General features: G+C 56.2%; 12 protein-coding genes. 10 read left to right on the top strand and 2 right to left on the bottom strand.

Going from position 1 to position 12,734, the window contains the following annotated elements:
- Nucleotide 1: 1 nt before the first annotated feature.
- The 5 genes from FQB27_RS16305 (at nt 2) to FQB27_RS16285 (ending at nt 4,173) form a co-directional block, all read left to right on the top strand.
- A complete protein-coding gene (locus FQB27_RS16305) occupies nt 2–163 on the top strand; it encodes a hypothetical protein (RefSeq protein WP_169562142.1) in 162 nt (53 codons plus the stop codon).
- Nucleotides 153–1,535 carry an amidase gene (locus tag FQB27_RS16300; RefSeq protein WP_169562141.1) on the top strand — a complete coding sequence of 461 codons (1,383 nt, stop codon included), beginning with the start codon at nt 153–155 and terminating at the stop codon, nt 1,533–1,535. Before FQB27_RS16305 ends, FQB27_RS16300 begins: the two co-directional genes overlap by 11 nt.
- On the top strand, nt 1,536–2,672 hold the full coding sequence (locus FQB27_RS16295) for a transporter substrate-binding domain-containing protein (RefSeq protein WP_169562140.1): 1,137 nt from the start codon (nt 1,536–1,538) through the stop codon (nt 2,670–2,672). It begins immediately after the preceding gene.
- Nucleotides 2,673–2,719: 47 nt separating this feature from the next.
- The gene (locus FQB27_RS16290; RefSeq protein ID WP_206374762.1) at nt 2,720–3,274 is read left to right on the top strand and encodes an ANTAR domain-containing response regulator; all 555 of its coding nucleotides are present in this window, start codon (nt 2,720–2,722) and stop codon (nt 3,272–3,274) included.
- 269 nt (nt 3,275–3,543) lie between these two features.
- Nucleotides 3,544–4,173: a 2-dehydro-3-deoxy-6-phosphogalactonate aldolase gene (locus FQB27_RS16285; protein ID WP_169562138.1), complete on the top strand. Its 630-nt coding sequence runs from the start codon at nt 3,544–3,546 to the stop codon at nt 4,171–4,173.
- A 23-nt stretch (nt 4,174–4,196) separates the two neighbouring features.
- Here the strand turns inward: FQB27_RS16285 and FQB27_RS16280 are convergent, their stop codons facing one another.
- A complete protein-coding gene (locus FQB27_RS16280) occupies nt 4,197–4,724 on the bottom strand; it encodes a MarR family transcriptional regulator (protein WP_169562137.1) in 528 nt (175 codons plus the stop codon).
- Nucleotides 4,725–4,886: 162 nt separating this feature from the next.
- On the opposite strand from FQB27_RS16280, the gene FQB27_RS16910 reads away from it, so the two are divergent.
- Genes FQB27_RS16910 through FQB27_RS16255 form a run of 5 tightly spaced genes read left to right on the top strand, consistent with a single transcriptional unit; the run spans nt 4,887 to nt 10,536 of the window.
- Entirely contained in the window at nt 4,887–6,125 is a 1,239-nt protein-coding gene (locus tag FQB27_RS16910) for a thiolase family protein (RefSeq protein ID WP_169562136.1), read from the top strand.
- Entirely contained in the window at nt 6,125–7,693 is a 1,569-nt protein-coding gene (locus FQB27_RS16270) for an AMP-binding protein (RefSeq protein ID WP_169562135.1), read from the top strand. Before FQB27_RS16910 ends, FQB27_RS16270 begins: the two co-directional genes overlap by 1 nt.
- A 51-nt stretch (nt 7,694–7,744) precedes the next feature.
- Nucleotides 7,745–8,752, top strand: coding sequence for a TRAP transporter substrate-binding protein (locus tag FQB27_RS16265; RefSeq protein WP_169562134.1), 1,008 nt, complete (start codon nt 7,745–7,747; stop codon nt 8,750–8,752).
- Nucleotides 8,753–8,770: 18 nt separating this feature from the next.
- Entirely contained in the window at nt 8,771–9,274 is a 504-nt protein-coding gene (locus FQB27_RS16260; protein ID WP_169562133.1) for a TRAP transporter small permease, read from the top strand.
- Nucleotides 9,271–10,536, top strand: a complete 1,266-nt coding sequence (locus tag FQB27_RS16255; RefSeq protein ID WP_169562132.1) for a TRAP transporter large permease — start codon at nt 9,271–9,273, stop codon at nt 10,534–10,536. Before FQB27_RS16260 ends, FQB27_RS16255 begins: the two co-directional genes overlap by 4 nt.
- A 47-nt stretch (nt 10,537–10,583) precedes the next feature.
- Here FQB27_RS16255 and katG read toward each other — a convergent pair whose 3' ends face one another.
- Entirely contained in the window at nt 10,584–12,734 is a 2,151-nt protein-coding gene (gene katG, locus FQB27_RS16250) for a catalase/peroxidase HPI (RefSeq protein WP_169562131.1), read from the bottom strand.

The following is a 12,734-nucleotide window of genomic DNA, read 5'->3' as shown; positions in this document are numbered from 1 at the left end:
CATGAAAACAGATCTTCAATTGAGCGACGATCAGCTTCGCCGTATCCGGGAAACTTTGACCCGAATTCGCAAGGGTCTTTCGATGATGGACGTCCGGCAGGCAGAGCCAGCCCACATCTTTCACCCCATCCTGCCCCCTCTGGAGAAGCCAAATGGACAATAGTCTGAATTCTGTAACGGAACAGGCGGCGGCGTTGGCGCAGTCTGGAACAACCTCTTCGGAGCTTGTTGAAAAGGCATTGGACCAGTTCAGGTCGAGCCAACATCTCAACGCCTTTGTTGCCCTGAATGAAAAGGCGGTCCGGCGTCAGGCGGAGCAATCCGATGAGCGCCGTAAAAAAGGGAGAGGCTTGAGCCCGGTTGACGGTATTCCCATCGCGGTAAAGGACAACTATTGGACCTTGGATCATCCGACAACTGCCTGTTCCGGGGCCGTGCCGAAAATTCCCGAAGGGCAGGATGCCACCATCGTGCGGAACTTGCGGGAAGCTGGTGCCGTTATCTTTGGTAAAACAAACATGCATGAGTGGGCTTACGGGGCGACCAATACAGGTTCCTCGATCGGTCCGACACGGCATCCGCTTGATCCGAACCACATCACGGGGGGCAGTAGCGGGGGATCCGCCCTTGCTGTTGCGGATGGTGTTGTCGGGGCCGCCCTTGGCAGTGATACGGGCGGGTCGGTTCGCATTCCGTCTGCGGCCTGCGGCATCGTCGGGTACAAGCCAAGCTATGGCCGGGCTTCCAGATACGGGGTTCTGCCGCTTTCATGGTCTCTGGATGCTCCCGGATTGCTGACGCGAGATGTGAAAGACCTGTTGCTGTTGGCCCCCTATCTACTGGGGGCGGACCCGCAGGATCCAAGTACATTTTCGGCCAGACGGTTCGATCCCGAGAGTACAGCGCGAGGCAAAAAGGTTCTGGCATTGACGGGGCCTTATCTGGAACGGCGGGCGGATGTGGAAGACGTGATCCAAGGCGCGAGAGAACGGCTGGGTCGGGATTTCGACTGGAACACGGTTCAAATGGAGACCATGGAGCCCTATTTTGCGGCTTGGGAAGCGATTTTGCATTCCGAGGCCTCCAGCTACCATCAACACTTGTTGCAGGAAAAACCGGACGGGTTTGGCGATGTGACGATCGCTCATCTGGTGGCGGGTAACCAGTTGTCGGCTGTTGAATATCTTCATGCCCAGAAAATCCGTCAGCAATTCATGGGCATCCTGACTGTTTTGTTTGAAAAGGCCGATATTCTGGCCCTTCCCACCTTGCCGGTTACCGCGCCCGGACAAGACGAGGTCTGGCAAGAGTTTGACGGGCGGCGTGTCACGACGCAGGATAGTATGACGTGGTTTTGCTGGATGGGAAATCTGGCAGGGCTTCCTTCCATAACGGTTCCTGCCGGGTTGGCTGAAAATGGCTTCCCTGTCGGATTGATGATGATGGCAAAACCCGGAGAGGATGAATATTTGCTTCAGACAGCCTTGCAGGTTCAGACTGTTTTGCAGCAGAGCGTGGTATCGGAGTTTGCGTGAATGAGTGATAAGCCTGCCTTTACCTTTGGCGTTCTATTCTCCCAAACCGGTTTGATGTCTGTGACCGAGCAGGCGCATCTGAAAGGTATCATATTGGCCGTGGAGGAGATCAATTCGAAAGGGGGCGTGAACGGCCGCCTGTTCGAGCCGATTATTCTGGATGCCCGAAGCGACGAGGAAGAATACGCCCGACTGACCATCGATTTGCTGTTGAAGCAGAATGTCAATGTCATCTTCGGGTCTTGCCTGTCTTCCTGCCGAAAACGCGTTCTGCCCATCATCGAGCGGTTTAACGGGGTTCTTTTCTATCCCTCTGTCTATGAAGGGTTTGAGTATTCCCCCAATGTCATTTACGGGGGGGCAACACCCAATCAGATGATCATTCCCCTGCTGGACTATCTGGTAAAAGCGGAGCGGCGCAAATATTACCTGCTTGGCTCGGACACCCTTTTCGCCCGTGAAACAAACCGTATCGTCAGTGAGTTTCTGGAAGAAAGCACCGGAAGCGTCTTGGGAAGCGCCTATGTTCCGCTGGATACACCCGTCGAAGGGTACAAGTCGGTTATTCGCAATGCGCTGAAATTCGAGCCGGATGTGCTGTTGTCCACATTTGTGGGCAATGAGAATAAAAAATTCTATGACAGTTGCTTTGAGGACGAACTGGCGGGGCCAGCCTTGAAAATTGTCTCCCTGACAATGACGGAATCCGAGTTGTCAGCCATTCAGGAGGAAGGGCGGGCCGGGCATCTGACGGCGGCTGCGTATTTCGGAACCGAGGAAGATACCCTCAATCAAGAGTTTCTTGAGAGATACAGGGCGAAGTTCGGGGAGGATCAAATTCCGGGTGTCTATGCCCAGACAACCTACGCCCAGGTCAAGTTGTTGGCCCGGGCTATGGAGTTCACCTATAGCGATAGCAGTGAGGATATTCTGACGGCGCTGTCTGGTCTGGAATTGATGGCGCCGGGCGGGAAAATATCGCTGGATCCGGAAACAAATCACACGCATTTGCGATGCGTGATAGGAGAATCCCGAAAAGATGGTAGTTTTGAGATCAAGTGGAAAAGTCGAGACGTGATCCAGCCTGATCCGTATTTGACAGGGTATGATCGGATTCTGATGGCAAAAAGAGAGTAATGGCAAACGGCAAGTCGGAATTGTTTGATCGTTCGATCTTACGTGCTTTGCGTGAGTCCCAGGCCCTTGTCATCCATCCGGATGACGAGGATGGGGTTGCCTTGACGCGCCATCTCAACAGGGTGGGGTGCAGCGCCCGCCGCATGTGGCCCGCGCCGGATACCTTGCCGGAAGGCGTGAAAGTCGTCCTGTTCCTTCTAAGCCCGGAGGTCGGGGAGCAGAATTACGACTGGATGAGCGCAGAGACCGATGTCGCCAGAATTGCGATCATATCCTATGAAACCCCTGAAATCCTGAGCCGACTGGCAAAGTTGAGCACCCACAGCGTTCTGACAAAGCCGATCCGGTTGTTCGGAATCCTGGCGGCGGTGACCAATGCCGTTCAAATGAGCAAGCATGTCGGGCGCCTGAACCGAAGAATTCGCCTGCTGGATGAAACCCTGAAAGGCCGCCGGAAAATCGAGAATGCGGTGCAAGCGTTGATGAAAGAGCGCGGTGTCAATGAAGAAGAGGCCTATCGGCTGCTGCGGGATAAAGCCATGAAGAACAGGATTTCAGTGGTCGCCTTGGCGGAAGCTTACCTGTTGGCGCACGGCATTTAGAATGTGACAGAGAAGGTTCGCTTCTACTCTATTCGGCTTCCCCGGTATGGCGGGCCAAAAAGGGCATCATCAAAAGACAATTTCATGTGCAGACGCCCTTGGGGGCGAGCGGGGAAAGATCAGTGTTGCCGCAAAGGTTCCATGCCTCTGACACTTTTTTGGTCGGTCAGCCGACAGGAAGTTTGGGATAAGAAACTGTTGTCTGTTTTCCAGTCCTGTGACTACAATTTCCGGGAAAAACATTCGTCGCTGGGATTAGGTGAAGGGTCATGAAAACGGTGTTCGAGAAAATCGCCGAGATGCCGCTGGCGGCTGTCTTGCGGGGCGTTTCCCCGGAAGAGGTGGTCGGGGTGTGTGAGGAGCTGGAGGGAGCCGGTTTTCGGTTTGTCGAGGTGACAACAAACAGCCCTGACTGGCAGGACAGCCTGAGGCGGATCAGGCAGAAATTCGGGGCGCGTCTGGTACTGGCGGGCGGGACTGTCTTGACGGTTCAGCAGGCGGAGCAAGCCGCTGAGGCCGGGGCAGAGGTTTTGATTTCTCCCAATTTTGATCCGGATGTTGTTCGGCGGACCAAGGAACTGGGGCTGGTTTCAGCCCCCGGCTGCTTTACACCCAGCGAATGTTTTGACGCCCTGAAGGCCGGTGCGGATATTCTCAAGATTTTCCCGGCAGAGGTTCTGGGGCTGCCTTTTATCAAGGGCATGAAAGCTGTTTTGCCAAAGGAAACGCGGCTTTGCCCGACCGGTGGCGTGACACCGGGCAATCTTGCTGATTTCCTGCGGCTGGGGGTATTTGCGCTGGGGATGGGCAGCGCCCTTTATGCTCCCGGTAAAGAGAGAGCGGCGATCCGGGCGTCTGCGGAAAAATTTGTGTCTGCCTATCGGCAGCGGCCCCACTAGGGTAGGGTCTGAGTATTCGGGACCTAGTTCCCGGGTGGCGTCTGGTCAGACCAGACAGTCCTGAACTTCTCATACTCGTCATCCTGCATGACGGCGATCAGCATTTTCGACAGACCTTCAGAGTAGGGAGGTCCCACCTTGTCGAAAGCCTTCTGCAGGAGCACTTTCTGGGCTCGCATCAGGCCAAAGCATATTTCCTCGCCTTTTTCCGTAAGGTACAGGTGCCGCTGACGACGGTCGGTGCTTCCTTCTTCCTGACTGATATAGCCGCCCATACTGAGTTGTTTTAGGGTGCGGCTGATCGCCTGCTGGCTGACGCTGAGGAAGTGGCACAGGTCGCTGAGGGTTGAGCCGGGACGCTGCCGCAATACCAGAATGACACGGATATGGGCGCGGCCCAGATTGTGGTTTTCCAGATATTTATCGCCTTCCCTGATAAGGCTTCCATACCCAAAGAAGAAGAGGCTGTAATACCAGTAGGCCTCTTCATCGGTGAGCATTTTTTTGGATTTTTCTTTCATGCCGGTTCCTGTCGTGGCGAACGTGGTCACGGCTTTTGAGTTACCGTTTATGCTTTTGTTGTAGACCACGGAAGAGAAATATCAACCAACATTTATAACAATCATGTTGATATATTTTCGAAGCTATTATATCAACATTGTTGTTATAAAGAAAAGGCGGAAGAAATCCGTGGCCACAAGGGGAGGTGCCGGGTGAGTGCTGTGTATGTTGTCGGCGTCGGAATGACGGCGTTTGGCCAGTTTATCCAAAAATCAATGCAAGATATGACCCGTGAGGCCGTTCATGCGGCCCTTGGAGATGCAGGGATTCCGGTCTCGAAAATCGAGGCGGCCTATTTTTCCAATGCAACACAGGGCGCCCTTGAGGGACAGTATATGATCCCGGGACAGGTGGCCTTGCGCCCGCTCGGCCTTGAGGGCATCCCGATTGTCAATCTGGAGAATGCCTGTGCCAGCGCGTCCACGGCCTTTGCCATGGCATGCAAGGAAATCCGTTCCGGGGATTCATCCGTTGTTCTGGCCGTCGGGGCCGAAAAAATGGTTAGCCCTGACAAGCTGAAGACGATGGCAGCCTTCGACGGGGCCATTGATGTCCACAATCGGGATGAGACAATCGCCAATCTTCTGGCCATGTCGGATGGCATGACATTGCCGTCCGACGCGTTGGAGGATACGGGGCCGCGCAGCGTATTCATGGATGTGTATGCGGCCATGGCCCGCTTTCACATGATGGAGTATGGCACAACGCAGGCACAGATCGCCGCAGTTGCCGCCAAGAACCACGACCATTCCGTCCACAACGAGCGGGCACAATTCCGCAAGTCCTTTAGCGTGGAGGAGGTGCTGGCCGCCCGTAAGGTGTGCTGGCCGTTGACGCTGCCCATGTGTTCCCCTGTCAGCGATGGGGCATCCGCCGCCATCCTGTGTTCCGAAGAGGCGCTGAAATATTTTGACCGCAGCCGTGCGGTGAAGGTCGGGGCATCGGTTCTTGTCTCGGGAACAACGCATTCGCCGAAACAGCCGGAGCAACATATCACGCGTGTCGCGGCCTTGAAGGCTTATGACATGGCCGGTGTGGCACCGGAGGATGTGTCCGTTGCCGAGGTGCATGATGCGACTGCCTTCGGGGAAATCCTGCAAACAGAGAATTTGGGATTTTGCGGTTTTGGGGAAGGGGGCGCACTTGCAGCAAGCGGGGCGACCCGGATCGGCGGACGGATCCCGGTGAACCCGTCCGGCGGACTGGAATCCAAGGGGCACCCGATCGGGGCCACAGGGTTGGGCCAGATTTTCGAACTGACACAGCAACTGCGCGGCGAGGCCGGGGCGCGTCAGGTTGAAGGGGCCCGCATTGCCGTCGCTGAAAACGGCGGCGGTGTCTACGAATACGAAGAGGCCGCAGCCTGTATTACCATTCTGGAGAAGACGTGATGCAGAACGAAATCCTGACCAAAGGGGCTGGGGGTGAGGCACTTTATACAGATGTGACTTATGCCTCCCTGTATGTGAAGGCCCTGTCTCGCCGTCCGAATAATATCGCCTTCGTATGGGACGGGCAGCAGATGACCTACCGCCAACTGCGGGATCATATCAGCCAATCCGTTCAGGTGTTGAGTGACCTTGGGCTGGAGCGGGGAGATACGGTTGCCTGCCTGTGCCGCAATTCACCTTTTGCCATTGTCCTGTGGGCAAGTTGTGCGGTGCTGGGCTTACGTTATACGCCGCTGAACCCACTGGGAAGTGTGGAAACAGATGATTTTATCATTCAAAAGGCCAAGGTTCGGGCGGTTCTGGTCGATACGGACAGTTTCGCGGAGCGGGCACGCGGGGCGGCTGAACGGGACAATCCGGTTGACTTTGTCCTTGCCCTAAACGGCGGGGATATTGGGCTGGATTTCAAGGCCCTGTGCAGTGCAAAAACGGCCCGCCAACTCAAGGTCGAGGCCAACCCTGAGGATGTGATTGCCATCTTTTTCACCGGCGGCACCACCGGGGAGCCCAAGGGTGTCATGCACACGTCGCGGTCCTTGGTCGCCAATGCCATGATTTCCAGTTGTGAGTGGGAATGGCCCGCCAAGATCGATATCCTGTTGGCGACCCCGGTCAGCCATGCGGCGGGGTATATGGTTCTGCCGGTTCTGCTGCGGGGCGGTACCGTTCATCTTCACGACGGGTTTTCGCCGGAGCGGTTCCTGAAGGCTGTTGCCGCAAAAGAGATTAATACAAGTTTCATGGTGCCAACCATGATTTATACGGTGCTCGACACCCCCGGGGTGGAAGAGGTTGATTTCTCTCACCTTGAAATGGTGGCCTATGGGGCGGCCCCGATCTCGATCCCTCGTTTGCATCAGGCGATCGATCTGTTCGGTCCGGTTCTGATGCAGGGTTATGGCCAGACCGAGGCCCCGAACAGTGTCATGACACTGTATCCTTCCTGTCACGAAGGGGAGCGGTTCCGCTCCTGCGGTATGCCACTGGCCGGTATCACAGTGAAAATTCTGGATGAGTCTCTGCAGGAAGTCCCAGCCGGAGAGGTTGGTGAGATCTGTATCCGGGGACCGCTGGTCATGGAAGGGTATCTGGATAATCCCGAAGAAACTGCCAGGGCCCTACAGGGCGGATGGCTGCATACCGGTGATGTGGGCTATCAGGACGAGGATGGCTTTGTCTATCTGATCGACCGTCTGAAGGACCTGATCATTTCCGGCGGGTTCAATGTGTATCCCAAGGAAATTGAGGACATTGTCGCGGGACATCCTGCGGTGGCAGATGTGGCGGTTGTCGGGGTGCCCGATGACAAGTGGGGCGAGGCCGTTGTGGCCGCCGTGGTGCTCTATGCCGGTCAAAGCGTGCCGGAACAGGTTCTGATTGATGCTGTCCGGGAAGATAAAGGCACGGTATATGCCCCCAAGAAGATTGTGTTCATGGAGGAGGGTCTTCCAAAAACGGCGCTTGGAAAACCCGATAAGAAGGAATTGCGGAGGCTGCTGTCCCAATAGGAAGGGGGCGGGGTTTATACGACCGAAAAAATGTCTAACATGGAGGAATAAATGAAGAAAATAGCAATGCTGTGCGGGTTCGCACTGTCTGCCTTTGCCGGGATGGGAACGGCTGCCGCAGTTGAGATGAAATACGCTGCTGCAGCGGCTGAAACGACACCGTGGGTTGCAGAAATGAAGGATCAGGCCCAGAGAATTGAGGAAAATTCCGGCGGGGCTATCAAGGTTCAGGTTTTCACGGGCGGCGCGCTGGGTGATGAGGTGAAGTTGGTGCAGTCCTTGCGCCGGGGTCGTTTGCAGGCCGCGTATGTTTCAACCGTACCACTTGCCAGCATCGTGCCGGAAATTGGTGTCATGGAAGCCCCCTTCCTCTGGGAGAGTAACGAGGAGCGGGACTTTGTCATGGATAACTATCTTTTCGATATCTACAGCGAATTGGCCGAGGACAAGGGCCTGAAGCTGCTGGCATGGTCGGAACTGGGGTCAACCTCCCTGTCCGGGGACAGGGTGATTGTGAAGCCGGAGGATGTGAAGGGCATGCGCCTGAGAATTCCGGAGGCTAAATCGTCGGTTCACTATATCAACTATCTGGGGGCGACACCCACCACCATTCCGGTTCTTGAAACGGCGTCTGCCTTGCAGACTGGCCTTGTGGATGGCGTCTTCACCACAACCATCGCCAACTTCTTCTTCGATTTCTACAAGAATGTTTCCCACATTTCCATGACCGAGGGGACCTATTACGCAACCATGCATCTGGTGTCCAAGAAATGGTTTGATGGCCTGTCAGAGGAACAGCAGGCGGCCGTGCTGAAAGATGCGCAGCGAACCACGGTTCCTGGACGGACCCGTCTTCGCGCCGTTACGCAAGGCCTGGCCAAGAAAATCGAAGAGGCCGGTGTGACGGTGACCTATCTGACACCGGAACAACGCAATGTCTGGCGTGACCATTTCAAGGCTTCCAATGACGAACTTCTGGACCTGTTGGGCGGAAAATCCCGCGAGGTGTTTGAGACCATCCTGAAGGCAAAGGCCGAGTTCAAAAGCTCGAAAAGCTAATAGAAGGCCTTGTTTGTCATGTTGAAGACGATGACAAAAGGCATCCACTCAACCCTGATCCGGGTTGAGTGGACTGCCGCCGGGTTCGGGCTGTTCTTTATTACGCTGGCGGTGATCGGGGATGTGGTCATGCGTGAAGCGGGGACAGGCGGTATTCAAGGCGCCGTCAGTATCGCCGTTCTTGTGATGATCATGACCGGCTTTTTGGGGGTTCCACTGGCCTTTGACGATAACCGTCATTTGCGCATTACGGTCTTTGATGGTCTCTGGCCGTGGGGGGCGGAACTTTTAAGGCGATTGTCCTGCCTGCTGTCCGCAGGCTTGCTGCTCTGCTTTGCCTGGTACGGAGGGTTGTTTGCCTTGGAGAGCTATGAGCTGGGAGAGCAAACAGTGATGTTCAGCCTTCCCCTTTGGCCCGCCTTTGCCGTGCTGCCTTACGCCTTCTTGTCCGCCGCTGTCAGGATGCTTTTGTATCTGTGCGTTCCTGATCTTCAGCGTAACCGGGAAAAGGATTTTGCATGACCCTCTTTCTGTTGTTTGTTCTGATCTTTCTGCTTTTTATCCTCCGGCAACCGGCGTTTGTCGTGCTCGGGGTGGCGGTCGGGTATGTCTACCTGTTCTATGGCAGCGGGGTTCTGGTGGATATCGCGCAGGATATGTTCACCGCGCTGGATCAGGATATCCTGCTGGCCGTGCCATTGTTCATCTGTGCCGGGTCCCTGATGGGGCAAGGTACCATTGCCGTTCGCCTGATTGATGTGGCGAAGCAACTGACCGGGTTTGTAAATGGTGGTCTCGGGGTTGCGGGAATTTTGTCCTGTGCCCTGTTCGCGGCCATATCCGGATCGTCGGTTGTGACATTGCTGGCCATTGGCTCGGTTCTTTATCCGGCGCTGGTTCGCGAAGGCTATCCCCGGAAAACGGCGCTGGGCATTCTGTCGTCCTCGGGAACGCTTGGGGTTATTGTGCCGCCCAGTATTCCGCTGATCCTGTATGGACTGGTCACGCAAACATCGGTATTGGACCTGTTCCTTGCCGGGGTTCTGCCCGCCCTCCTGATCACGGCGGCGATGGTGGTCTGGGTTCTATATAAATGCAGGAACATGCCCCGCACCCGGTGGAATACATCTGAACTGGTGCTAAGCCTGCGGCGCGGCACCTTTGCCATCCTGATGCCGGTCATCATTCTGGGGGGCATCTATTCAGGCATCTTTACCGCGACCGAAGCCGCCGGGATTGCTGTTCTTTATGCGCTTCTGGTGGAAGGGCTGGTTTACCGGGAACTGTCCTTTGCGCTGTTGCGATCGGTGGTCAAGGAAACGGTTGTCCTGATGGGGGTGGTTTTTCCGATCCTCGCCCTTGCGGTCAGCCTGAACCAGTTTCTGGCCTATGAGAATATCCCGCAAATGTTTGCGGCGGCCCTGATGGACTTTACCGAGACCAAGGCGACCTTCCTTGCGCTGGTGATTGTGATCCTGCTGATTACGGGCTGTGTCATGGATATGACTCCGGCCATTCTTTTGCTGGCTCCGCTGCTGACCCCGATTGCAATGACCATGGGGGTCGATCCCATCCATTTCGGGATCATTATGGTTGTCAGTCTGGAAATCGGTTATCTGACGCCGCCCATGGGGCTCAACCTGTTCGTTGCCAGTTCCTCGTTCAACGAGGATTTCTCGACGGTTGTGAAAGGGTCATTCCCGTTTGTCTGTGTCATGTTCCTGACGTTGGTTTTGATCACTTTCATTCCGGAAATTTCCCTGCTCCTCGTCTCAGGGGGATAGGGACAGGTGCCGTCCGGGCGGGACGGCACCTGTATTTTCATGCGGGATCAGGAAAGATCAAAGCGATCCGCTTCCATTACCTTGGTCCATGCCGCGACAAAATCGCTGACAAACTTCTCCTCTGCGTCATCCTGTGCATAGACTTCCGCATAGGCCCGCAGGATCGAGTTGGAGCCAAAGACCAGATCAACACGGGTGGCTGTCCACCGGGCCTGATCTGTTTTGCGGTCCCGGATTTCATAAAGGTTGTCACTGACCGGTTGCCAGCGATAGGCCATATCCGTCAGGTTGACGAAGAAATCGTTGGTCAGGCTTCCTTCCCGGTCCGTGAGGACGCCGTGGCGGCTGCCGCCATGGTTGGTTCCGAGAACCCGCATGCCGCCAACCAGTGCCGTCATTTCCGGCGCGGTCAGTCCCATTAGCTGGGTGCGATCCAGAAGAAGTTCTTCCGGGGTGACGGCATAGTCCTTCTTCAGCCAGTTCCGGTATCCGTCGGCAACGGGCTCAAGGGGGGCAAAGGACTCTGCGTCCGTTGCTTCCGCTGTGGCATCGCCCCGGCCCGGGGTGAAGGGAATGACGAGGTCATACCCGGCTTTCTTCGCGGCTTCCTCGACCCCGGTATTGCCTGCAAGAACGATCATGTCTGCCACACTGGCGCCAAACTCGGCGGCGATGGGGGACAGAACATCCAGAACGCGGGACAGCCGTGCGGGTTCGTTCCCGGCCCAGTCTTTCTGGGGTGCGAGACGAATACGCGCACCGTTTGCCCCGCCGCGCATGTCGGAACCCCGGAAGGTTCTGGCGCTGTCCCATGCGGTGGCGACCCTGTCGGCGATGGACAGACTGCTTTCCTGAATGCGTGCTTTTGCGGCCTGAATGTCATAACCGGTCGGGCCTGTCGGTACCGGGTCCTGCCAGATCAGGTCCTCTGCGGGGACGTCCGGGCCAATATAGCGGGCCTTTGGTCCCATATCGCGGTGGGTCAGCTTGAACCATGCCCGTGCGAACACATCGGAGAAATAATCCGGGTCCTTATAGAACCGCTCGGAAATGGCCCGGTAGATCGGGTCCTTGATCATGGCCATGTCGGCATCGGTCATGATGGGATTGCAGCGGATTGACGGGTCCTCCACATCCACGGGCTTGTCTTCCTCCCGGATATCGACAGGTTCCCACTGCCAGGCGCCTGCCGGGCTTTTCCGAAGTTCCCATTCATGGTTGAGCAGCATTTCAAAATAGCCGTTGTCCCAGCGGGTCGGATGCGTGGTCCACGCGCCTTCGATCCCGCTTGTGATGGTGTCACGGCCCTTGCCGCTGCCGGATGGATTGGCCCAGCCCAGCCCCTGATTTTCCGGCCCTGCGGTTTCTGGGTCGGGACCAAGTTTGCTGGCATCGCCGTTCCCGTGGGTTTTGCCAAGCGTGTGGCCCCCGGCTGTCAGGGCAACGGTTTCTTCGTCATTCATGGCCATGCGGGCGAAGGTCTCGCGAACTTCCTGCGCGGTCTTGATCGGGTCGGGCTTGCCGCCCACACCTTCCGGGTTGACGTAGATCAGGCCCATCTGAACGGCGGCCAGCGGATTTTCAAGGGATTGCGGGTTCGTATCATTCTCATACCGTCCGCGACCCAGCCACTCTTTTTCTGACCCCCAATAGATATCCTTTTCAGGGTGCCAGATATCCTCGCGGCCAAAGCCAAAACCGAAGGTCTTCAGGCCTGCGGCTTCATAGGCGACGGTGCCTGCCAGAATGATCAGGTCCGCCCATGACAGTTTGTTGCCATACTTTTTCTTGATCGGCCAAAGCAGGCGGCGCGCCTTGTCGAGACTGACATTGTCCGGCCATGAATTGAGCGGTGCAAAGCGCTGATTGCCCGTGCCGCCGCCGCCGCGTCCATCGGCGGTCCGGTAGGAGCCGGCGGAGTGCCATGCCATGCGGATCATCAACCCGTAATAGGTTCCCCAGTCGGCGGGCCACCAGTCCTGACTGTCAGTCATGAGTGCGTGAAGGTCCTTCTTCAGGCCCTCGAAATCTAGTGTTTCCAGCTCTTTCCGATAGTCGAAGTCGGGGCCGAGCGGATTGGTTTTCCGGTCATGCTGATGAAGAATGTCAAGATTGAGCGCGTTGGGCCACCAATCCATATTGGATGAACCGGTTGCCGTGACGGCGCCATGCATGACCGGGCATTTTCCTGTACTCAT

The organism is Sneathiella chinensis, from assembly GCF_012720115.1.
Lineage (GTDB): Bacteria > Pseudomonadota > Alphaproteobacteria > Sneathiellales > Sneathiellaceae > Sneathiella > Sneathiella chinensis.
This window is presented reverse-complemented; position numbering and strand designations above follow the sequence as displayed.